This window comes from Vreelandella subterranea (genome assembly GCF_900111305.1).
Lineage (GTDB): Bacteria > Pseudomonadota > Gammaproteobacteria > Pseudomonadales > Halomonadaceae > Vreelandella > Vreelandella subterranea.
This window is the reverse complement of sequence record NZ_FOGS01000001.1, coordinates 187197-210436: the sequence shown is the minus strand read 5'-3', so window position 1 is coordinate 210436 and position 23240 is coordinate 187197. Positions and strand designations below refer to the sequence as shown.

The window sequence follows — 23240 nt, the reverse complement described above, 5'->3', positions numbered from 1 at the left end:
AACCGTCGGTCGAACAATGGGTTGCTGTTTTACGTGCCGGGCGTTCATGAAATATGTCGCATTTGTTCAATTTATTTCAGCGAGCCTTGCGTATTAATAGTAGTCAGCGAACGCACTGGCATACCCGGCTCAACCGGCTGTCACTTCAGCAACCAGATCGTCCATGTCGCAGCTGCCGATAACAACAGGAGACTTTTATGAACCCTTCCACACTTGCCAACTTCGATTCCCAGATTTCGGCGGCCATCGCTGATGAGGTAGCGCGTCAGGAAGCGCATATCGAACTGATTGCTTCCGAGAACTATGCCAGCCGGGCGGTGATCGAGGCGCAGGGCACGGTGCTCACCAATAAATACGCCGAGGGCTATCCGGGGAAGCGCTACTACGGTGGCTGCGAACATGTGGATGTGGTCGAACAGCTGGCGATCAGTCGTGCCTGCGACCTGTTTGGTGCTGAATATGCCAATGTTCAGCCGCACTCCGGCGCCCAGGCCAATGCGGCGGTTTTCATGGCGCTCATCAAGCCCGGCGATACGGTGTTGGGCATGAGCCTGGCCCATGGGGGGCACTTGACCCACGGTGCCGCGCCCAACTTTTCCGGTAAGCATTACCATGCCGTGCAGTACGGCCTGATTCCGGAAACCGGCGAAATCGACTATGCAGAAGTCGAGCGTCTGGCACGTGAGCACCAGCCGAAGATGATCATTGCCGGCTTCTCGGCGTATTCGCGGGTCGTCGACTGGCGTCGTTTCCGCACCATCGCCGACGAAGTCGGTGCCTGGCTGATGGTCGACATGGCCCATGTCGCGGGTCTGGTGGCCGCCGGTCACTACCCGAGCCCGGTTCCCTACGCCCATGTCGTCACCACGACCACGCACAAGACCTTGCGCGGCCCGAGGGGCGGGCTGATTCTTTCCGATCACGGCGACGCCGCGCTGTACAAAAAGCTCAATGGCGCCGTCTTCCCGGGCCAGCAGGGTGGGCCGTTGATGCACGTGATCGCCGCTAAAGCGGTCGCCTTCAAGGAGGCGATGAGCCAGGACTTTGTGCAGTACCAGCAGCGTGTGATTAACAACGCCCGTGCCATGGCGAATGTGTTCATGGAGCGCGGCTTTGATGTGATCTCCGGCGGTACCGATGATCACCTCTTCCTGCTGTCGCTGATCAAGCAAGGCGTCACCGGCAAGGATGCGGATGCGGCCCTGGGTCGGGCGCATATCACCGTCAATAAGAACGCCGTGCCCAACGACCCGGAAAGCCCCTTCGTCACCTCGGGGCTGCGTATCGGCACGCCCGCCGCGACATCGCGTGGCTTCGATGAAACGGAGTGTGCGGAACTGGCCGGCTGGATCTGCGACATCCTCGACGTGCTGGCCGAGCGCGGCAACACAGACGCCGTGGAAAGCGAAGTACGTGACAAGGTCGCCGCGCTGTGCGAGCGCCATCCGGTTTATGGCGAGAGCCGCGAACCCCAAGTAGCGGCCGAGACGGCGCTGTAACGCCATTACGAATCAGGAGACAACCATGCAACGTTATTCAGGATTCGGGCTGGCCAAGCACGCGCTGAGCCATCATGAGAACTGGGAACGCCAGTGGCGTAACCCCACCCCCAAGAAGCAGTACGACGTGGTGATCGTCGGCGGTGGCGGCCACGGCCTGGCCACGGCCTACTACCTTGCCAAGGAGCACGGCATTACCAATGTTGCCGTGGTCGAGAAAGGTTGGCTGGGTGGCGGTAATACCGCGCGTAACACCACCATCGTGCGTTCCAATTATTTGTGGGATGAGTCGGCGGCGCTCTACGAGCACTCCATGAAACTGTGGGAAGGGCTATCACAGGATCTCAACTACAACGTGATGTTCTCCCAGCGTGGTGTGATGAACCTGGCCCACACGCTCCAGGACATGCGCGATGTGCAGCGCCGGGTCAACGCCAACCGCCTGAACGGTATCGACAGCGAGGTACTCACGCCGGAGCAGATCCAGGCCATCGTGCCGGTGATGGACTGCTCGAAAAATGCCCGTTACCCCATCCTGGGCGCCTCATGGCAGCCGAGGGCGGGCGTGGCACGCCACGACGCGGTGGCCTGGGGCTTTGCCCGGGCGGCGGACGCGCTGGGCGTGGATATTCTGCAGAACACCGAGGTAACCGGCTTCAAGATTCGCGATGGCCGTATCTATGGCGTGCATACCAATCGCGGTGATATCGAAGCGAAAACCGTGGGCTGCGTGGCCGCGGGCAATTCGGGCGTACTCGCCAAGATGGCAGGCTTCCGGCTGCCGCTGGAATCTCACCCCTTGCAGGCCCTGGTGTCCGAACCGCTCAAGCCGGTGCTGGACACAGTGGTCATGTCCAACCACGTGCATGGCTATATCAGCCAGACCGACAAGGGTGACCTGGTCATTGGTGCGGGCATCGACGGCTATAACGGTTACGGGCAGCGTGGTAGCTACCCGACCGTCGAGCACACGCTGCAGGCGGTGATCGAGATGTTCCCCATCTTTTCGCGGGTGCGCATGAATCGCCAATGGGGCGGCATTGTGGATACCTGCCCGGATGCGTGCCCGATCCTTTCCGCCACACCGGTCAAGGGGTTGTACTTCAACTGTGGCTGGGGCACCGGCGGCTTCAAGGCTACCCCGGGATCAGGCCATGTGTTCGCCTGGACGTTGGCAAAAAACCAGGCGCATCCCATTGCGGCGCCGTTCTCTATCAATCGCTTCCACACCGGTGCGCTGGTGGACGAGCACGGCGCCGCAGGCGTGGCCCACTAAACGGAGTCAGTACCATGTTGCATATTTACTGCCCTTATTGCGAAGAGCTCCGCGAAGAAGAGGAGTTTCATCCCAAGGGCCAAGCTCATATCACACGGCCAGCAGACCCCGACGCCTGCAGCGACGAAGAGTGGGGCGACTATCTGTTTTTCCGTGATAACCCGCGCGGCATCCACCATGAAATGTGGGTGCACGCCATCGGCTGTCGCAAGTTCTTCAATGTCACGCGTAACACGGTGACCTACGAGATTCTTGAGACCTACCCCATGGGCGAGCAGCCGCGCTTTACGGCGGAGTACCCCGAGGGCAAGCCCGCCGATCAGCTCAATGACGCACAACAAGAGCCGTCGCGCCAGGAAGGAGTTCACGTATGAGCCAGTCGCTGAAACAGCCGAATCGTGTTCGCGAAGGGGGGCGAATTGATCGCGCCCAAACGTTGAGCTTTACCTTCAATGGCAAGCAATACCAGGGCCATGCCGGTGATACCCTGGCCTCGGCGCTGCTCGCCAACGGGGTGAACATCGTCAACCGCAGTTTCAAGTATTCACGGCCCCGGGGGATCGTCGCAGCGGGGGCTGAAGAGCCCAATGCCCTGGTGCAGTTAGGCAGCACCGAAGCCGCCCAGGTGCCCAACGTGCGGGCCACGCAACAAGCCCTTTTTGATGGCCTGGTGGCGCGCAGTACCAACGGTTGGCCGAACGTCCAGCGGGATGTCATGAGCCTGGTCGGCAAGCTTGGCGGACAGTTTATGCCGCCGGGGTTCTACTACAAGACCTTTATGGCACCTGCTTCCATGTGGATGACCTACGAGAAGGTCATCCGTAAAGGAGCGGGGCTTGGCCGCAGCCCGATGGAGCGCGATCCGGATCATTACGATCACCTCAACCAGCATTGCGATCTGCTGGTCGTGGGTGCCGGTCCGGCAGGGTTGTCCGCGGCGCTGACGGCGGCGCGAAGCGGTGCTCGTGTGATCCTGTGCGATGAGCAGGAAGAAATGGGCGGTTCGCTGCTCGATAGCCGCGAACAGCTCGATGGCCAACCGGCCCACCACTGGGTCGAGGGCGTCGTGAGCGAGCTTGCCCAGATGGCGAACGTCACCCTGCTGCCGCGTACCACGGCGAATGGTTACCACGACCATCACTTTGTCACGCTGCATGAGCGGCGCACCGAGCACCTTGGCGAGACGGCGCCGCTCACCGATGGGCAGCGGCCGAGCCGTTCGCGCATGCACCGCGTGCGGGCCGGGCAAGTGCTGCTGGCGACAGGTGCCCATGAGCGGCCTCTGGTGTATGGCAATAACGATGTGCCGGGCAACATGACCGCGGGTGCGGTGTCCACCTACATTCGTCGTTATGGCGTGGTACCCGGCAACAAGCTGGTGCTTTCGACCACCAACGATTACGCCTACCGCGCGGCCCTGGACTGGCTCGATGCCGGCCGTGAAGTGGTCGCCATTGTCGATGCCCGCAAGGCCCCTGAAGGTGACTTGGTCGAACAGGCCCGGGTGCGCGGTGTGCGCATTATCGAAGGCGCCGCCGTGCTGGAAGCCAAGGGCAGCGACCGAGTGACCGGCGCCCGCGTCGCCACCATCGATGCGGAAACCTTCAAGGTGACCGGCTCCTCAGACACCTTGTCCTGCGACACCATCGCCAGCTCCGGCGGCTATAGCCCGGCGATTCACCTGGCGTCGCATACCGGAGCACGGCCAACCTGGAACGACGAGATCCTCGGTTTTGTGCCCAGCCTGGTCAAAGGCGTGCATGCCGCGGGCAGCGTGCGGGGCTTTCATCAGCTCGCGGATGGCCTGGCAAATGGCTGTTCTGCAGCGGCTGAGGCGCTATCGGCGCTGGGCTTTGCGGCAACGCCTGTCGAGCTGCCACAGGTCAACACCTACCGGCAGGGTGCCGCCTGCGCGCTGTACCAGGTGCCCCATGAAAAACCGACCCTGCGCGGCCCCAAGCAGTTCGTGGATATGCAGAACGACGTGACGGCGGCAGCGATCGAGCTGGCGACGCGGGAAGGATTTGAATCCATCGAGCACGTCAAGCGCTATACCGCGATGGGCTTTGGCACCGACCAGGGCAAGCTTGGCAATATCAACGGCATGGCCATTGCGGCACGCTGCCTGGGTAAAACGATCCCGGAGGTAGGGACCACCGTGTTCCGGCCCAACTATACGCCGGTGACCTTTGGCGCCATTGTGGGCCGTCACTGCCGTGACCTCTTTGACCCCGAGCGCTATACCGCCATGCACCAGTGGCATGTGGAGCAAGGGGCCGAGTTTGAAGACGTCGGTCAGTGGAAGCGCCCCTGGTACTTTCCACGAACCGTCAATGGCAAGACAGAATCGATGCACGACGCCGTGGCCAGAGAGTGCCTGGCGGTCCGCCAGGGGGTCGGCATTCTGGATGCCTCGACGCTGGGCAAGATCGATATCCAGGGCCCGGACGCCCGCGAGTTCCTGGGGCGGGTTTACACCAACAAGTGGGCCAAGCTGGCGCCTGGGCGGGTCCGTTACGGCCTGATGTGCAAGGACGACGGCATGCTGATGGATGATGGCACCACCAGCTGCCTGGGCGAGAACCACTTCCTGATGACCACTACCACCGGCGGTGCAGCGGGTGTGATGGAGTGGCTGGAGCTGTGGCACCAGACCGAATGGCCCGACTTGCAGGTGTATTTCAATTCGGTGACTGACCATTGGGCGACGATCACGGTCACCGGTCCTGAGGCGCGCAAGCTGCTTGCCGAGATCACCGATATCGACCTGGATCGCGAGACCTTCAAATTCATGGACTGGCGCGAAGGCACGGTGGCCGATGTTCCCGCCCGGGTCTTCCGTATCTCCTTCACGGGCGAGCTGTCCTTCGAGATCAATGTGCAGGCCAACTATGCGCTGCATGTCTGGAAGACGCTGTTCGCGCACGGTGAAAAATACGATCTGACTCCCTACGGCACCGAGACCATGCACGTGCTCAGGGCCGAGAAGGGACTGATCATTGCAGGACAGGAGACGGATGGCTCGGTCACGCCGGAAGACCTCGGCATGCAGTGGGCGGTGGGCTACGACAAGCCTTTTCCGTGGATCGGCAAGCGAGCCCTGACCCGTTCGGATACGCGGCGCGTGGATCGCAAGCAGATGGTCGGGCTTATGCCCAAGGACCCCTCGGTTGTGCTGGAAGAAGGCGCGCAGATCGTGTTTGACCCTGATCACGCCATCCCCATGCCGATGGTGGGCCATGTAACGTCCAGCTATTACAGCCCGATACTCGAAAGCGGCTTTGCACTGGCGGTGATCAAAGGCGGGCATCAGCGGATGGGCGAGATCGTCTATTTGCCGATGGTCGATGGCAAGACCCATGCCGCCGAAATCGTCAGCCCCGTCTTTTACGACCCCAAGGGAGAGCGTCAGCATGTCTGAACATACATCTGCAACCACGGCAACCGGTATCAATATGTACGATGTTCGCCCTACCACCGAGGTGCCGGCGGAATCCCCGTTGGCCTGGTCGTACCATCACACGGGGCATCCTGGGGTTTCACAGCGCAGCCGCGTGGTGATCCGCGAGCGCGCCATGTTAGGCCATGTGGTGCTGCGCGGCGGTGCTATTGTGCTTGATGAAGCGGTCCGGCAGGTGCTCGGCTTTGGCCTGCCGGCGCGCCCCAATACCCTCAACCAGGATCCAAGCGGCGAACGCTCTGCCCAGTGGCTCTCGCCGGACGAGTGGCTCGTCATCGTCCCCGGTGGCGAAGAGTTTTCTCTGGAAGCCAAGTTGCGCGAGGCGCTGGGCGATGCCCACTATGCCATCGTCAACGTCAGCGGCGGTCAGACGCTGCTTGAGCTCGAAGGCGAGGCCGCCACTGAGCTTCTGATGAAATCGACGCCCTACGACGTGCACCCGGCGGGATTCCCGGTGGGCAAGGGTGTGACCACGGTCTTTGCCAAAAGTAACCTGATCCTGCGGCGTCCTGCCGAGGACCGCTGGGAGCTGGTATTGCGCCGCAGCTTTGCCGATTACCTGTATCGCTGGCTGCTGGATGCGGGCCAAGAGTATGCCATCGGCGTTGATGACTGATGAGTTGAGGTCGGCAAATGCCGGCCTCAACTTTTCCTCACTGAGGGGGAGGGAGAACCTGCTATGCAAGATAAAAATAACCGTTGGATATTGGCGGCTCAGTGTGCAAGTCGGCTTGGCACCGTCGACGTTGTGACGCGTTTTCTAAAAGAACAACGCTGTTACATCACCGAACAACAGTCATTTGACGACCGGCTCAGCGAGCGCTTTTTTATCCGCACCGAGTTTCGTCCCGAGGACGAGACGTTCGATGCCGACGCCTTTCAGTCGGCGTTCGCCGAACGGGCGGCTGACTTTGCGATGAGCTTCGAGCTGACGGCACCCGAGACGCGTATACCGGTGGTGATCATGGTGTCCAAGGCGGATCACTGCCTCAACGACTTGCTCTACCGTTACCGCATAGGCCAACTGCCCATCGATATCCGCGCGATTGTTTCCAATCACCCGGATTTGGCGCCCCTGGCCGAATGGCATGGCATTCCTTACCGCTATCTACCGATTACCCCGCAAACCAAGCCAGAGCAGGAAGCACAGGTCTGGGAAGAAATAGAGGCTGCCGGGGCTGAACTGGTTATTCTCGCCCGCTATATGCAGGTGCTCTCGAGCAGCATGTGTCAAAAGTTAACGGGTAAGGCAATCAATATTCATCACTCGCTGCTGCCCGGCTTCAAGGGGGCTCGCCCTTATCATCAAGCCTACGAGAAGGGGGTCAAGCTGGTGGGCGCAACGGCTCATTATATTAACGATGACCTCGACGAAGGGCCTATCATTACCCAAGGGGTCGAGCCCGTCAGCCATACCGACTACCCGGAAGACCTGGTAGCCAAGGGGCGGGATGTCGAGTGTTTGACGCTCGCCCGGGCGGTGACCCTCCATGTGGAGCGACGTGTCTTCCTGCATGCCAATCGCACCGTGGTTTTTGACCGCTAGTCGTATAATGACAACATCTTTGTAAGGTAGACAAGCATGTCAATCAGTGTTTTCGATCTCTTCAAGATCGGCATCGGGCCATCGAGCTCACATACTGTCGGCCCAATGCGGGCCGCTTTTGACTTCATCGGTGAACTTGGGGCAAGTGAGCTGCTGAACGACGTCATTCGCGTTGAGGTACACCTCTTCGGTTCTCTCTCCTCAACGGGGGTGGGCCACGGCACGGATCACGCCGTCATCATGGGCCTGATGGGGAAAAGGCCAGATGAAATCGATCCGGATGTTATTGGCCCCTCGATCAGCGCGTTGAAAGCCTCTGAGGTGCTGCTCCTGAACAGCCAGTACAGCGTTCCCTTTCAGTGGCAGCGTGACATGCAGCTGTTCGAGGAAAGCCTGCCGCATCATCCCAATGCCATGCGGCTGATCGCCCATGGACAAGACGGTGAGCTGTACCGCAATACCTATTACTCGGTGGGCGGAGGTTTCGTGGTGGATCAGGCCCAGGCAGATCAAGGCCAGCTGGACAGCGATACCACCGAGCTTCCCTATGACTTTCATAGCGCGGCCGACTTGTTGACCATGTGTCGGGATAGCGGCCTGCGGATCAGTGAGCTGATGCTCGAAAACGAGCGTGCCTGGCGCAGCGAAGCCGAGATACGCCAAGGGCTTTGCGATATCTGGGCGGCGATGAAAGCCTGTGTGAACAAAGGACTTGAGGCCGAAGGCGTGTTGCCCGGCGGGCTGAATGTTCGTCGGCGGGCACGTTTGCTGCATCAAAGGTTGCAGGCAGTGGATGAAAATCCGTCAGTGATTACCACGACGATGTCGGCAATGGACTGGGTCAACCTCTATGCGCTGGCGGTCAATGAAGAAAATGCCGCGGGTGGGCGCATGGTGACGGCGCCGACCAATGGTGCCGCGGGTATTATCCCGGCGGTCTTGCACTACTACATGCACTTCCGCGAAGGGGCCAGCGAGCGAGACGTCGTCGACTTCCTGCTGGCGGCAGGTGCCGTGGGCATTCTGTGCAAGAAAAACGCCTCGATTTCGGGTGCTGAAGTGGGCTGCCAGGGCGAGGTCGGCTCCGCGTGCGCGATGGCCGCCGCTGGCCTTGCGGAACTGATGGGCGGCAGTGTCGCGCAGGTCGAAAACGCCGCTGAAATCGGCCTGGAGCATAACCTGGGGCTGACCTGTGACCCCGTCGGCGGCTTGGTCCAGGTGCCCTGCATCGAGCGCAACGCCATCGCGTCAATAAAAGCCATCAACGCCGCTCAGATGGCACTAAGGGGTGATGGCGAACACTTTATCTCGCTGGATAAGGTGATCCGCACCATGCGTGATACCGGCGCTGATATGCAGGATAAATATAAGGAAACCTCGAAAGGCGGGTTGGCGGTTAATACGATTGAGTGTTGATGAGGGGGCAAGGGGTGCCTCTAAGTGACGGGGGCGGGTACACTCATCCATGTATAGACATTTTCCGCTCCCAAGGATGACTCATGGTCAGCACACCGCCTCTCTACCAGCAGATACAAAAGCATCTGCTGGACAAGATCAACAGCAGCGAATGGCCGCCACATCACCAGATTCCGCCGGAGGAGCAACTGGCGCGTGACTTTAATGTGAGCCGTATGACCGCCAACAAAGCGATCCGTGATTTGGTGCATAAGGGTTATCTAACCCGTCAGCCGGGGTTAGGCACCTTCGTGACCGACCGCAAGGCGGAGTCATCGCTGGTCGAAGTGTACAACATCGCCGAGGAGGTGCGTACGCGGGGGCATCGCTACGGCAACCACGTGTTAACCTGCGAAGCCATTGAGGCCGACGACGAGGTGGCGTTGCGCCTTGGGGTCAGGCTTGGCAGCCGGGCCTTTCATACCTTGATCGTGCATCTGGAGAATGAGGTGCCAATCCAGTTGGAGAAGCGCTACGTCAATCCCCGTTGGGTGCCCGACTATCTCGATGCCGACTTCACTATTCACACTCCTAATGAGGTGTTGGTGGCCGCTTGTCCTATCACCGATGTCGAACATATCGTCGAAGCGCTCCTGCCCGATGCACAGGCTGCCGAATGGCTGAGTATAGATACGGCTAGCCCTTGCCTCAGCATGATTCGGCGTACCTGGTCTGGTGAGCGACTGATCAGCTACGCACGGCTGCTCCATCCTGGGGAGCGGTATAAGCTGCGTTCATCAATGCATCGAGAGCTGAGCTGACCCCGCGGGTAGCCAAGACGCACGCCAATGCAAGCTCGACGGCGGACTCAGCCAGTTAGTGCCTGCACCAGATACCCGGTGGGTACCGCTAGCAACAGGCTCAGCGCCACGCGGATGAACCACACGATCAGCATCTTTCCCACCGTAAGCGGGATGCTGGTTGAGAGAATACAGGGAATGGAGGCCGAGAAGAACAACACGGCGGAGACCGACACCACTCCCGCGGCGAAGCGTGCGGCGAACTCGGCCTCAGCCATCAACAGTGCCGGTAGGAACATTTCGGCAAGCCCGGCGGCGGAGGCCTGGGCCAGCACTGCTGCGTCCTCCAACCCCCACACGGCCACAAATGGGTAGAATACCCAGCCCAGCCATTTGAACAGCGGCGTGTACTTGGCAGCCAACAACCCTAGCAGGCCCACCGACATAATCGATGGCAGGATGCTGATTGCCATCACCAACCCTTCCTTGAAATTAACCGCCACGCTGCGATGTAGGCTGGGTGCTTTGGCTGCCACCTCCAGCCCGACCTGCCAGGCGGTAGCCAGCCGCTTACCGGGTTCAGCCTTCGGTTCGCCGTCCTCGACACTGTCATCCATGCGCGAAAGCGGCGGTAAGCGGACGGTGACCGCGGTGACAATGAAGGTGATCAAGAGTGTCAGCCAGAAGTAGAGGTTCCACACTGCCATCAAATCGAGAGTCTTGGCGACGATGATCATGAAGGTGGCCGAGACCGTGGAAAAGCCGGTGGCGATGATAGCCGCTTCTCGGGCGGAGTACTGCCCCGCCTGATAGACCCGATTGGTGATCAGCAGTCCGATGGAGTAACTGCCGACGAAAGAGGCCACCGCATCGATGGCACTGCGCCCCGGTGTGCGCCAGATGGGGCGCATCACCGGTTGGATCAGCACGCCGATCAGCTCCAGTAGTCCGAAGCTGATCAGCAGGGCCAAGAAGATGGCGCCGATGGGCACTATCAGACCTACTGGAATCACCAGCTTATCGAACAGAAAAGGCAGTATATCGGGTTCGTGTAGAAAGGCGGGGCCCCAGCCTGTCAGTGCCATTAGTGCCGCGATAACCCCAAGCAGTTTTAGCATCGTGAAAATGCGTTCGGTGAGACTACGGTTCCAGTAACCCCGGACCAGCGGGTAGGCGGCACCCGCCACGATCAGCGCCAGTGCATAGAGTCCGCTGGTATCACCCAATAGGCTGCGGACGCCAGTCACCATGTGATCAAGCAAAATCGTGCTGTGCCCATTGATCTCGACCGGAACGAAGAAGATCAAGATACCCAGGGCACTGGGTAGGAAGAGCTTGAGGATGCTGCTGGCCCGCTGTCGGGGGTTGTCGCTCGGGAGGGGCATGGCACACCTCTTGGTGATGATGGCTGGAGTAAGCATTTTGCTTGCTAATGTATATACATAATTTAAGCCCGAGATTCTATCCGAGCCACTCTTTGTGATTAGACATTGGTCGAATTAAAAAGCGGTTCTTATCGCCTTTTAGTGTGATGATCGAAGAATAAACAATTGAAAAATATATTTAATTATTTATTTTCCAATGATTTTTTTATCCAGCAGATAAACCTTTGAACGATGTTCAGGGGGTGACTCGTAGCGTCTTCAGGGCTAGTCTATTTGTATATACATAATAGATCTTTCCCGAGGAGGTTACATGTCTAACACCGAGAAACGTCGTTTGTGGCGCGATGTCAGTGTCTTCGACGGTCTCCACACCCTGCCAGAGCCCATGGCCGTGATGACTCAGGGTGATCGCATCGTCTCTCTGGTTGCCATGCATGACTTCGTTGAGCATCAAGCTGAAGGCTGTGACGAGATGGGCTGTGGCGGTGTCATGACCCCAGGCCTGGTGGACTGCCACACTCATCTGGTGTTTGGCGGTTCCCGAGCAGACGAGTTCGAGGCTCGCCTGGAGGGAGCTGGCTACGAAGAGATCGCCCGCCGAGGAGGCGGCATCCTAAGCACCGTGTCGGCCACCCGCGATGCTAGCGAGCAGACGTTATTCGAACTGGCCAAGCCACGCCTTGAAGCATTAATTGCCGACGGTGTCACCACCGTGGAAATCAAGTCCGGTTATGGACTGACGGTCGAAGACGAACTGAAGATGCTGCGAGTGGCACGCCGCCTCGGTGAGGCACTGCCGGTGCGTGTGGTGACGACGCTGCTCGGCGCGCATGCACTTCCTCCGGAGTTCAAGAATGACAGCGACGGTTACATCGACCTGGTGTGCCAGGAAATGATCCCGGCTGCAGCAAGGGAAGGCTTGGCCGATGCCGTTGATGTGTTCTGCGAGAAAATTGCCTTTTCGGTGGCCCAATGCGAACGGGTGTTCGAGGCGGCCGAGGTCCATGGCCTGCCGATCAAGGCCCATGCCGAGCAACTCTCCAACCTGGGCGGCGCGGCCATGGCGGCCCGTCACGGGGCACTCTCCGCTGACCATATCGAGTATCTCGATGAGGCTGGGATTGCTGCCATGCGGCAGGCCGGTAGCGTCGCCGTGATCCTGCCGGGGGCTTTCCATACTTTGCGTGAGACCCAGCAGCCGCCCATCGCAGCACTGCGCAAGGCCGGCGTGCCCATGGCTGTGGCCACCGACGCTAACCCGGGCAGCTCGCCGCTGTTCATGCCGACCCTGATGCTAAACCTGGCCTGTACCCTGTTCCGCCTGACGCCTCAAGAAGCCCTGGCCGGTATGACCGCCCAGGGCGCTTCCGCTCTCGGTTTCAAGGACGAGGGGCGGATTGAGGAAGGCGCCCGCGCCGATCTGTGTGTCTGGAATATCGACACCCCGGCTGCGCTGGCCTATGCCGTCCAGCCAGGACGCCTGCGTCAGCGTCTTTTCCAGGGGGAGCTGACACATGCCATCTGAGACGCCACTTGATAACGCTATCGACATGACGCCCTGGCAAGGGCGCACCGATCCCGAGTCCCACAGCGAGCGCTGGCACCAAAAGGTTCGGCCACTGACCGAGAGTGGCGCCCCGGGCTGTGCGTTGCTGGGCTTTGCTTGCGATGCGGGCGTGGCACGCAACCAGGGCCGAGTGGGTGCCGCCGAAGGACCTGCCGCGTTACGCCAGGCACTAGCTCCGCTAGCTTGGCACCGTCGTGATCCTGCCTATGACGCCGGTGACGTATGCTGTAAAGGCGACGCCATGGAAGACGCCCAACAGGCTCTGGCCGACCGCCTGACGCCGCTGCTCAACGTCGGCCACCGGCCCATCATACTGGGCGGCGGCCATGAGGTTGCTTATGCCAGCTGGTCGGGGCTCGCCCAACACCTTGCAAGTCGCGGCGAGACCGCGCCGCGAGTCGGCATCATCAATTTCGATGCCCACTTCGATCTGCGCGACCCGGCGCACGTGCGCTCCTCCGGCACGCCGTTCTCCCAGATCGCCGACGGCAGCCAACAGCGAGGTTGGCCGTTCTGCTACGCCTGTTTGGGCGTGAGTCGGGCCGCTAATACCCGTGCGCTGTTCAACCGATCGGCCGAGCTTGGGGTGCTGGTCCGTGAAGACCGGGATTTCGACGCGCGTTACCTGGATGCCATCCAGCGTGACTTGGAACGGTTCATCGCCCGTTGCGACCACCTCTACCTGACCATTGATCTGGACGTGCTGCCTGCCGCCGAGGCGCCTGGGGTGAGCGCCCCGGCTGCCCGCGGCGTCTCACTCGCCCTGATCGAGCCCCTGCTCGAGCGCATTCGAGACAGCGGCAAGCTGCGCTTGGCCGACCTGGCGGAGCTCAATCCCCGCCATGATATCGATGGCCGCACCGCCAGGGTGGCGGCTCGCCTAGTGCACCTGCTGACCCTGAACGACTAAGCGCTTAAGGCTCAACGTTTCTGACCACGAACATCACTCTCAGAGGAAGACACCATGACGATGCACGATAATCGCCACGACCCCTCCCGCAAGATCGCCGCGCCCACCGGTACTGAGCGTAGCTGCAAGAGTTGGCTCACCGAGGCACCGCTGCGCATGTTGATGAATAACCTGCACCCTGACGTGGCCGAGCGGCCCGAGGATCTGGTGGTGTATGGCGGTATTGGCCGCGCCGCCCGCGACTGGGAATGCTATGACAAAATTGTTGATACGCTCCAGCGCCTGGAGGACACACAGACCTTGATGGTGCAGTCCGGCAAGCCAGTCGGTGTATTTGAAACCCATAAAGACGCCCCGCGGGTACTCATTGCCAACTCTAACCTGGTACCCGCCTGGGCCAACTGGGAGCACTTCAACGAGTTGGATCGTAAAGGCCTGATGATGTATGGACAGATGACCGCAGGTTCGTGGATCTACATCGGTTCTCAGGGCATTGTCCAAGGCACCTACGAAACTTTTGTCGAGGCAGGTCGCCAGCACTTCGATGGCGACCTGAAAGGGCGCTGGATACTTACTGCTGGCCTTGGTGGTATGGGCGGTGCGCAACCGCTTGCGGCTACCTTGGCGGGTGCCTGTTCGCTCAACATCGAATGCCAGCAAACCAGCCTCGATTTTCGCCTGCGTACCCGCTATCTGGACGAGCAGGCGGCGGATCTTGACGACGCCCTGGCACGTATCGAGCGCTATACCGCCGAGGGTAAGGCGATCTCCATCGGCCTATGTGCCAACGCTGCCGATGTGCTCCCGGAGCTTGTCAAGCGTGGCGTCAGGCCCGACATGGTCACCGATCAGACCAGCGCTCATGACCCGCTGCATGGCTACCTGCCAGCAGGCTGGTCCTGGGAAGAGTACGTCACCCGCGGAAAACGCGAGCCACAAGCCACTGTCAAGGCTGCCAAGCAGTCCATGGCAGTACATGTTCAGGCGATGCTCGACTTCCAGAAGATGGGCGTACCGACCTTCGACTATGGCAACAATATCCGCCAAATGGCGATGGAAGAGGGGGTCGAGAATGCCTTTGATTTCCCCGGTTTCGTGCCAGCCTACATTCGCCCGCTGTTTTGCCAGGGCATCGGCCCCTTCCGTTGGGCGGCGCTGTCCGGCGACCCGGAAGACATCTACAAGACCGACCAGAAGGTGAAGGAGCTGATTCCCGACGATCCGCACCTGCACAACTGGCTCGATATGGCGCGCGAGCGCATCAGCTTTCAGGGCCTGCCAGCGCGTATCTGCTGGGTGGGTCTCAAGGATCGCGCTCGTCTCGGCCAGGCATTCAACGAGATGGTCGCCAATGGCGAGCTAAAGGCGCCGGTGGTGATCGGTCGTGACCACCTGGACTCTGGCTCGGTGGCCAGCCCCAACCGCGAGACCGAGTCGATGATGGACGGCTCGGACGCTGTTTCCGACTGGCCGTTGCTCAATGCCCTGCTTAACACCGCTAGTGGCGCCACCTGGGTCTCCTTGCACCACGGCGGTGGCGTGGGCATGGGCTACTCCCAGCATGCCGGTGTGGTGATCGTCGCCGACGGCAGCGACGATGCCCACGCCCGTCTGGGCCGTGTGCTGCGCAACGACCCGGCGACCGGTGTCATGCGACACGCTGATGCCGGCTACGAGATCGCTAAAGAGAGCGCCCGCGAGCACGGCCTTGATCTGCCGATGCTGGACAAATAACAGGAGGTTGACTGATGACTCATCTCGAGATTAAACCCGGCAAGATGACCCTGGCTCAGGTGCGCTGCGTTTTTGAGGGGCATGTGCCGGTCAGGCTCTCCGAAAGCGCCAACGCCGATATCCATAAAAGCGTGGAGTGTGTTAACCGGGTGGTCGCTGAGAATCGCACCGTCTACGGCATCAATACGGGCTTTGGGCTGTTGGCTCAGACCCGTATTGCCAACGAGGACCTCGAGGCGCTGCAGCGCTCGCTAGTACTTTCTCATGCCACCGGTGTAGGCGAAGCGCTGGATGACGACCTGGTGCGGCTGATCATGGTGCTCAAGGTCAATAGCCTGGCTCGCGGCTATTCTGGTATTCGTCGCGAAGTACTTGATGCCCTGATAGCGCTGATCAATGCTGAAGTTTACCCGCATATCCCACTGAAAGGGTCGGTGGGCGCCTCCGGTGACCTGGCACCGTTGGCGCACATGAGTGTTGTACTGCTCGGCGAAGGCAAGGCGCGCTATCGGGGGGAGTGGCTTTCCGCCAAGGAGGCACTGAAGGTGGCAGGGCTAGCCCCGATGGAGCTGGCACCCAAGGAAGGTCTGGCGCTGCTCAACGGTACCCAGGTTTCCACCGCCTATGCGCTGCGCGGCTTGTTCGATGCCGAGGATTTGTTCGCTGCGGCTACCGTATGTGGCTCGTTGACGGTTGAGGCCACCCTTGGGTCGCGCTCCCCTTTTGACGCGCGTATTCACGAGGTGCGTGGCCAGCGTGGCCAGATTGACGCCGCGGCAGCCTATCGCCACCTGCTCGGTGATGGCAGTGCCATTGGCGATTCCCATGCTGACTGCGACAAAGTTCAAGATCCATATTCTTTGCGTTGCCAGCCTCAGGTAATGGGGGCAGCACTGACCCAGATTCGTCATGTTGCCGACGTTTTGGCAGTTGAGGTCAACGCCGTCTCAGATAACCCGCTGGTGTTTGCTGAGAGTGGCGACATCCTTTCCGGGGGCAACTTCCACGCCGAGCCGGTTGCCATGGTCGCCGATAACCTGGCGCTGGCCATCGCTGAGATCGGCTCGCTTAGCGAGCGTCGCATCTCGTTGATGATGGATAAGCACATGTCCCAACTGCCGCCTTTCTTGGTTGAAAAAGGCGGTGTTAACTCCGGGTTCATGATTGCCCAGGTAACGGCGGCAGCCCTCGCCAGCGAGAACAAGGCGCTGGCGCATCCACACAGCGTTGACAGCCTGCCGACTTCAGCCAACCAGGAGGACCATGTCTCCATGGCGCCGGCGGCTGGCAAACGGCTATGGGAAATGGCCGACAACGTGCGTGGCATCCTTGCCATTGAATGGCTCTCTGCCTGCCAGGGGCTCGACATGCGTCACGGCTTGAAGAGTACCGAGACGCTTGAACAGGCCAGGAAGCTGCTACGCGACCGGGTTAGCCACTACGATCAGGACCGCTTCTTCGCCCCTGACATTGAGGCCGCCAGCGATCTGCTAGCGTCCAGAACGCTGAGTCACTTGCTCTGCCCCGGCATCCTGCCAAGTGAACATTAACAAGCACTTCCCTCCCCGTGGCTAAAGGCTACGGGGGTAACCGCATTCAATTCCAACGACAAGAGTAGCTTTTTATGAATGCTATCGTTTTGGCCATTTTGGTGATGGTCAGTCTCAGTCTTGCCCGAGTTTCCGTCGTCTTTGCTCTTATCGTCGCGGCATTGGTAGGCGGCCTCTATGCTGGCATGCCAATTAGCGACATTCTCGATGCCTTTAATGATGGCCTTGGAAACGGTGCCACCGTGGCGCTAGCTTATGCCGTGTTGGGTGCTTTTGCCGTCGCGCTCTCTCGTTCCGGGATTACCGAAGTCATGGCCAACCGTGCTATTCGCCGCTTCCATATCAACGAAACGGGTAGTAGTCGGCGCATGGTGACTTATACCTTGTTGGCGGCTCTGCTGGCAGCTGCGGTCAGCTCTCAGAACCTTATTCCAGTGCATATTGCGTTCATTCCAGTGCTGGTACCGCCGTTACTGAAGCTCATGAACCACCTGCAGCTCGACCGCCGACTCGTTGCCTGCGTGATCACGTTCGGCATTACCGCCCCCTACATGCTACTGCCTGTAGGGTTCGGTGCTATCTTCCTCAATGACATTCTGCTCACCAATCTCAACGAAAGCGGTGCCGAGTTAGGGCTGGAAGTAACACGCCAGATGGTGCCTATGGCTATGGTGATTCCCATCGGCGGCATGGCATTGGGTCTTGCTGTGGCCGCTCTGTTTAGCTACCGCAAGGGCCGTGACTACGAAGATCGCGACTTGGCACATGGCGAAGAGACTCCGGCCGAGGCGGCCCGGCACCTCAAGCTCTGGCAGAAGTCGGTATTGGCCATCTCCCTCGTTGGCACGGTAGCAGTGCAGTTGTACACCGGTTCGATGGTGCTCGGCGGTATCTTCGGCTTCGCCCTGCTGTCGCTGAGTGGTGTGTTTCGCTGGCACGAGCAGGACGGCATCTTCACCGAAGGCATGCGCATGATGGCCTTGGTGGGCTTCATCATGATTACCGCGGCTGGCTTTGCCAGCGTCATGCAAGCAAGCGGTGAAGTTGAAGCATTGGTGAGTAGTTCCACTGACATCATTGGTGACAATAAGGGGTTGGCGGCGCTGGTCATGTTGTTGGTGGGGCTTTTCATCACCATGGGCATCGGCTCGTCATTCTCGACGATCCCCATCATCGCATCTCTTTATGTACCGCTTGCTCTCAACTTCGGTTTCTCGCCCCTGGCGACGGTAGCCCTGGTAGGTACCGCCGCAGCCCTGGGTGACGCTGGCTCACCTGCATCAGACTCTACGCTAGGCCCAACTGCCGGACTCAATGCTGACGGTCAGCACGACCACATCTGGGACAGCGTGGTACCAACTTTTCTACACTACAATATCCCGCTGATCATCTTCGGGTGGATCGCCGCCATGACGCTCTGATTTGTCGTCGCGTAGAGCAGAAAAAGCTGGCTCGCCCGCGGGGTGAGCCAGCTTTTTCCATGGCTTTCCTGGAAATGACTATTCTGAAGATGGTGTCACGGCCCCGGCTTTGGAGTCCGCATCAGCGCGTCGATAGCCTGCGTTTGCTCCCTTCCCTCCCGCCCGGGTCATTCGTAGGCGCCGCCCCTCGCGCTCCACCAGACTCATCTTCAGGTGGGCTTCCAACTGCTTGATATGCTGGCTGACGGCGGCGGGCGAAATTCCCAGCCACCCGGCAGCTTCCGTTACGCTGCTGTAGCGTCCAATGGCTTCGAAGACCTGCAGCGCACGTAGTGGAGGTAAGGTGCCCACTGAATTCCCCTCAGTATGACGTATCGGATATGTAGGATACCTTAACGTTTGATGTCGAAAACGTCATGATTTTCCAGGTTCATTGTATATACAATGAGTCGTGAGCGTGCGGAAAAGCGAGTTTGTTCTCGCGGTAACCAGGAGGGGGCTGAAAGGTATGTCCGACGTAATAGCAGCTCGTGTTGTCCGTGCATCGCTCTGAAAATCCTACGTTCATGAGGTGAAGAAATGTCAATTACAACTACCTTGTCTCGCCCCGATTATGCTGATGTCGTCGACCTCAATCGCTACCCCATCCATGAGCTTGACAGCGAGCGTGGGAGAGCGCTGATCGATAGCTGTCGCCAGGAATTGGCCAAGGATGGCTGCTGCACACTACAAGGCTTCATTAACCACGAGGCGGTGGCCAGGATGGTGGACCTGGCTAACCAGCTAGAAAGCAAGGCCTGGGTAAGCGATAGGGCGCACAACGTCTATTTCGAGCCCTTCGATGAGACAGTCGAGCCGGATCATCCCCTGGCGTTCCAGGTGCGTTCGGCCAAGCACGGCATCGCCTATGACTATATTCCCGCGGATGCCCCCTTGCGTCGCCTATATGAATCGGACGACTTGACCAAGTTTATTGCGGCAGTGCTGGAAAAACCGATGTTGTATCGTAGCGCCGACCCGCTCGATGCGCTCCAGATCACTTTGTTCAAGCCGGGTGAGGAGCTTGGCTGGCACTATGATCGTAGTGAGTTTTCGGTCACGGTCATGTATCAGAAGGCCGAGAAAGGTGGCGAATTCGAGTACGTTCCTGCCTTAAGGACCAAGCAGGACGAGTGCTACGATGAAGTCAAGAAGGTGCTGCATGGTGACCGCTCCCGAATCAAGATCCAGTCCAGTGAGCCTGGGACACTCGCCTTCTTTCATGGTAATTGTGCCATGCATCGTGTAACACCGGTTGAAGGGGGGACTCCTAGGATAAACTCAGTGCTTACCTATGGGGAGCATGACGATATGCGACTTAATGATCTTACGTCTGAGTTGTTTTATGGGAGAACTTCCCCTCGCTAATATTTGATATTCATCACGGGTAGCCTGGAAGGGTTCGGAGTTTTCCGAGGCTTATCATGTTGTTTCGTTTGAGCATCCTTGCCATTGAGTGGCTTTCTGCCTGCCTGGGACTCGACATGCGTCACGGCTTGAAGAGTACTGAGACGCCAGCGTCCAGAACGCTGAGTCACTTGCTCTGCCCTGGCATCCTGCCAAGTGAACATTAACAAGGGCTTCCCTCCCCGGGGCTAAAGTGAAGGCCCGCTCAAGTTTGCAGGCTGTGAGGGGTAGCTTAGCCATGCCGTGTTACGTATAGATTGTCTAACGTGAACAAAAGGAAAGCATGATTTTATAAACGTGTTCAGTCGGCCATGCTGAGGCCATGCCTCACAGCGATGGAGCTGGACACCATGTTTGGACTAAAAAGCAAAACCACCCCTCAGGCTTCAGCGGATGCTGCTGGCGACCACGCGCCCGATGGCGTGCTGAATCAGCATTACTGGATGCCGTTTAGCTCGAATCGGGATTTCCGCGCCAACCCGCGGGTCATCACCGGGGCGGAAGGGCGTTATTACATCGACGACCAGGGCCGCAAGCTGTTTGATTCGCTTTCCGGCCTGTGGACCTGCGGTGCGGGTCATAACCGCGAAGAAATCCAGAAAGCCGTGGCGGCGCAGCTCGGCTCTCTTGATTTTGCACCCGGCTTTCAGATTGGCCACCCGTTGGCGTTCAAGCTGGCGGAGAAGGTCGCCAGCCTGACGCCCGCCGGGCTTGATCATGTGTTTTTCACCAACTCGGGGTCAGAGGCGGCGGATACCTCGGTCAAGATGGCCAAGGCCTATTGGCGCCTGAAGGGCAAGCCCGAGAAGACCCGCATGATCGGCCGCGCCAAGGGTTATCACGGCGTCAACATTGGCGGCACCAGCCTGGGCGGCATCGGCCCCAACCGGAAGCATTACGGTCCACTGATGGACGTGACGCACCTGCCGCATACGTTGCAGACTGACCAGGCGTATACCAAGGGCCAAGCCGATACCGGTGCCGAGCTTGCCGATGCGCTGCTCGATCAAATCGCGCTCCACGATGCCTCGACCATTGCCGCGGTGATTGTCGAGCCGATGTCCGGCTCGGCGGGGGTGATCGTGCCGCCAAAGGGCTATCTGGATCGGCTGCGCGAGATCTGTACCGCCCACGATATTCTGCTGATTTTTGACGAGGTGATTACTGCCTTCGGCCGTAGCGGCGCGACCACCGGTGCCGAGGCCTTTGGCGTCACGCCGGATATCATGAACGTCGCCAAGCAGATCACCAATGGCGCCATCCCCATGGGCGCAGTGATCGCCTCCAGCGAGATTTTCGATACCTTCATGCACGCTGGCGGCCCGCAGCACGCCGTCGAGTTTCCCCATGGCTATACTTACAGCGCCCACCCGGTGGCCTGCGCCGCGGGGCTTGCTGCTCTTGAAATGATGGAGCGCGACAACTTCCCCGCTCAGGTCAATGCCATTGCGCCTACCTTTGAGCAGAAGCTTCATGCCCTCAAAGGCCGTCAGCACATTGTGGATATCCGCAACTACGGCCTGGCCGGGGCGCTTCAGCTAGCACCCCGCGACGGCGACCCAACGATCCGCCCCCGCGATGCGCACATGGCGCTCTGGAAAGCAGGCTTCTACGTGCGCTACGGCGGTGACACGCTGCAGTTTGGTCCTCCGTTTGGTACTACCGAGGCCGAGCTGGAGCGGCTGTTCGACGCTGTGGCGACCACCCTGGATGCGCTGGCATAAATGATGACGGAGAGTAGAACATGAACGTTGTTTCCCACCTGATTAACGGTGAGTTGATCGAAAGCCAGCGCACGCTGGACGTGACCAATCCCTCGACGGGGCAAGTGATTCGCCAAGTGGCAGATGCCAGTGCCGCCGACGTCGAGCAAGCGATTGCCGCCGCCCAGGCGGCGTTTCCCGCCTGGCGCGATACGCCGCCCAACAAGCGCGCCCAGGTCATGTACCGCTTCAAGCAGTTGCTGGAAGATAACGCCGACCGCCTGGTGCAGCTGGTCAGCGAAGAGCATGGCAAAACCCCCGAAGACGCCATGGGCGAGCTCAAGCGGGGCATCGAGAACGTCGAGTACGCCTGCGGCGTGCCGGAGCTGCTTAAGGGCGAGTATTCCCACAACGTCGGGCCCGGCATCGATGCTTGGTCCAACTTCCAGCCCCTGGGCGTGGTGGCGGGCATTACCCCGTTCAACTTCCCCGCCATGGTGCCGCTGTGGATGTACCCCATGGCGATTGCCTGCGGTAACACCTTTATCCTCAAGCCGTCGGAAAAAGATCCCTCCGCGGCCATGGCGGTAGCGGAACTGCTTCAGGAAGCCGGGCTCCCCAACGGCGTGATGAACGTGGTGCACGGCGGGCGCGAAGCGGTGGAAACGCTGCTCGATGCCAAGGCTGTCAAAGCCATTTCGTTTGTCGGCTCCACCCCGGTCGCCGAGGCGATCTATACCCGTGGCACCGCCGCCGGTAAGCGTGTGCAGGCCCTGGGCGGCGCTAAAAACCATGCCGTGGTGCTGCCGGACGCCGACCTGGAAAACGCCGCCAACACCCTGATGGGCGCGGCATATGGCAGCTGTGGTGAGCGCTGCATGGCGATCTCGGTCGCCGTATGCGTGGGCGATGAGACCGCCAATCGGCTGGTGGAAACCATGCTGCCCAAAATCGCCCACCTCAAAGTGGGCCCGGGCACCGAGAAAGGCCTGGATATGGGGCCGCTGGTCACCGCCGAGCACCGCGATAAAGTGCTGAGCTTCATCGAAGACGGCGTCAATGCCGGGGCAACGCTGGTCGCCGATGGGCGTAAGTTGGCAGTGCCGGGCCATGAAGAAGGCTACTTTGTCGGTGGTTGCCTGTTCGACAACGTCACCGCCGAGATGCGCATTTACCAGGAGGAGATCTTCGGGCCGGTGCTGTGTGTTGTTCGGGTGGGCAGTCTGGATGACGCCATGCAGCTGATCAACGACCACGAGTACGGCAACGGCACCTGCCTGTTCACCCGCGATGGCGAAGCCGCCCGCCGCTTTACCGACGGCATTGAAGTCGGCATGGTCGGGGTCAACGTACCGCTGCCGGTGCCGGTGGCCTACCACAGCTTTGGCGGCTGGAAGCGCTCGCTGTTCGGCGACCTTCACGCCTACGGGCCCGACTCGGTACGCTTCTACACCCGCCGCAAAGCAGTTTCCCAACGCTGGCCTTCCGTGAGTGAAGCCACACAGGCGGAGTTCTCTTTTCCTGCCAATCAAAGTTGACGCGCCACAG

Annotated in this window: 18 protein-coding genes; 16 read left to right on the top strand and 2 right to left on the bottom strand. The window is 59.9% G+C overall.

Features of this window, described 5'->3' with window-relative positions; translation table 11 throughout:
• The first annotated feature begins 197 nt into the window (after positions 1-197).
• The 8 genes from glyA (at position 198) to hutC (ending at position 9997) form a co-directional block, all read left to right on the top strand.
• A complete protein-coding gene (gene glyA, locus BMX75_RS00950; protein WP_092824452.1) occupies positions 198-1499 on the top strand; it encodes a serine hydroxymethyltransferase in 1302 nt (433 codons plus the stop codon).
• A 25-nt stretch (positions 1500-1524) separates the two neighbouring features.
• The gene (locus BMX75_RS00945; protein WP_066314860.1) at positions 1525-2775 is read left to right on the top strand and encodes a sarcosine oxidase subunit beta family protein; all 1251 of its coding nucleotides are present in this window, start codon (positions 1525-1527) and stop codon (positions 2773-2775) included.
• Between the two features lie 14 nt (positions 2776-2789).
• Positions 2790-3149, top strand: coding sequence for a sarcosine oxidase subunit delta (locus tag BMX75_RS00940; RefSeq protein ID WP_092824450.1), 360 nt, complete (start codon positions 2790-2792; stop codon positions 3147-3149).
• Positions 3146-6196 (top strand): sarcosine oxidase subunit alpha, encoded by a 3051-nt coding sequence (locus BMX75_RS00935; protein ID WP_092824448.1) that lies wholly within the window; start codon positions 3146-3148, stop codon positions 6194-6196. Before BMX75_RS00940 ends, BMX75_RS00935 begins: the two co-directional genes overlap by 4 nt.
• Entirely contained in the window at positions 6189-6851 is a 663-nt protein-coding gene (locus tag BMX75_RS00930; protein WP_092824446.1) for a sarcosine oxidase subunit gamma, read from the top strand. The genes BMX75_RS00935 and BMX75_RS00930 overlap by 8 nt, the downstream gene beginning before the upstream one ends.
• A 63-nt stretch (positions 6852-6914) precedes the next feature.
• On the top strand, positions 6915-7781 hold the full coding sequence (gene purU / locus BMX75_RS00925; protein ID WP_092824444.1) for a formyltetrahydrofolate deformylase: 867 nt from the start codon (positions 6915-6917) through the stop codon (positions 7779-7781).
• A gap of 36 nt (positions 7782-7817) precedes the next feature.
• A complete protein-coding gene (locus BMX75_RS00920; RefSeq protein ID WP_092824442.1) occupies positions 7818-9197 on the top strand; it encodes an L-serine ammonia-lyase in 1380 nt (459 codons plus the stop codon).
• Positions 9198-9280: 83 nt separating this feature from the next.
• Positions 9281-9997: a histidine utilization repressor gene (gene hutC, locus BMX75_RS00915; RefSeq protein WP_092824440.1), complete on the top strand. Its 717-nt coding sequence runs from the start codon at positions 9281-9283 to the stop codon at positions 9995-9997.
• 47 nt (positions 9998-10044) lie between these two features.
• Here the strand turns inward: hutC and BMX75_RS00910 are convergent, their stop codons facing one another.
• Positions 10045-11361, bottom strand: coding sequence for a YjiH family protein (locus BMX75_RS00910; protein ID WP_092824438.1), 1317 nt, complete (start codon positions 11359-11361; stop codon positions 10045-10047).
• A gap of 310 nt (positions 11362-11671) precedes the next feature.
• On the opposite strand from BMX75_RS00910, the gene hutI reads away from it, so the two are divergent.
• From hutI to BMX75_RS00885, 5 genes are all read left to right on the top strand, one after another.
• Entirely contained in the window at positions 11672-12886 is a 1215-nt protein-coding gene (gene hutI, locus BMX75_RS00905; RefSeq protein ID WP_092824436.1) for an imidazolonepropionase, read from the top strand.
• Positions 12876-13838 carry a formimidoylglutamase gene (hutG, locus tag BMX75_RS00900; protein ID WP_092824434.1) on the top strand — a complete coding sequence of 321 codons (963 nt, stop codon included), beginning with the start codon at positions 12876-12878 and terminating at the stop codon, positions 13836-13838. Before hutI ends, hutG begins: the two co-directional genes overlap by 11 nt.
• A gap of 54 nt (positions 13839-13892) precedes the next feature.
• Positions 13893-15572, top strand: coding sequence for a urocanate hydratase (hutU, locus tag BMX75_RS00895; protein ID WP_092824432.1), 1680 nt, complete (start codon positions 13893-13895; stop codon positions 15570-15572).
• 14 nt (positions 15573-15586) lie between these two features.
• Positions 15587-17122: a histidine ammonia-lyase gene (gene hutH / locus BMX75_RS00890; RefSeq protein WP_092824430.1), complete on the top strand. Its 1536-nt coding sequence runs from the start codon at positions 15587-15589 to the stop codon at positions 17120-17122.
• Positions 17123-17196: 74 nt separating this feature from the next.
• Positions 17197-18543, top strand: a complete 1347-nt coding sequence (locus BMX75_RS00885; RefSeq protein WP_092824428.1) for a Na+/H+ antiporter family protein — start codon at positions 17197-17199, stop codon at positions 18541-18543.
• 78 nt (positions 18544-18621) lie between these two features.
• Here BMX75_RS00885 and BMX75_RS00880 read toward each other — a convergent pair whose 3' ends face one another.
• The gene (locus tag BMX75_RS00880) at positions 18622-18894 is read right to left on the bottom strand and encodes a helix-turn-helix domain-containing protein (protein ID WP_092824426.1); all 273 of its coding nucleotides are present in this window, start codon (positions 18892-18894) and stop codon (positions 18622-18624) included.
• 228 nt (positions 18895-19122) lie between these two features.
• On the opposite strand from BMX75_RS00880, the gene BMX75_RS00875 reads away from it, so the two are divergent.
• The 3 genes from BMX75_RS00875 to BMX75_RS00865 all read left to right on the top strand — a co-directional run bounded on the left by BMX75_RS00875 (position 19123) and on the right by BMX75_RS00865 (position 23230).
• A complete protein-coding gene (locus BMX75_RS00875) occupies positions 19123-19950 on the top strand; it encodes a HalD/BesD family halogenase (RefSeq protein WP_092824424.1) in 828 nt (275 codons plus the stop codon).
• Positions 19951-20339: 389 nt separating this feature from the next.
• On the top strand, positions 20340-21713 hold the full coding sequence (gene aptA / locus BMX75_RS00870) for an omega-aminotransferase AptA (RefSeq protein WP_092824422.1): 1374 nt from the start codon (positions 20340-20342) through the stop codon (positions 21711-21713).
• A gap of 20 nt (positions 21714-21733) precedes the next feature.
• A complete protein-coding gene (locus tag BMX75_RS00865) occupies positions 21734-23230 on the top strand; it encodes a CoA-acylating methylmalonate-semialdehyde dehydrogenase (RefSeq protein WP_092824420.1) in 1497 nt (498 codons plus the stop codon).
• The last annotated feature ends 10 nt before the right edge of the window (positions 23231-23240 follow it).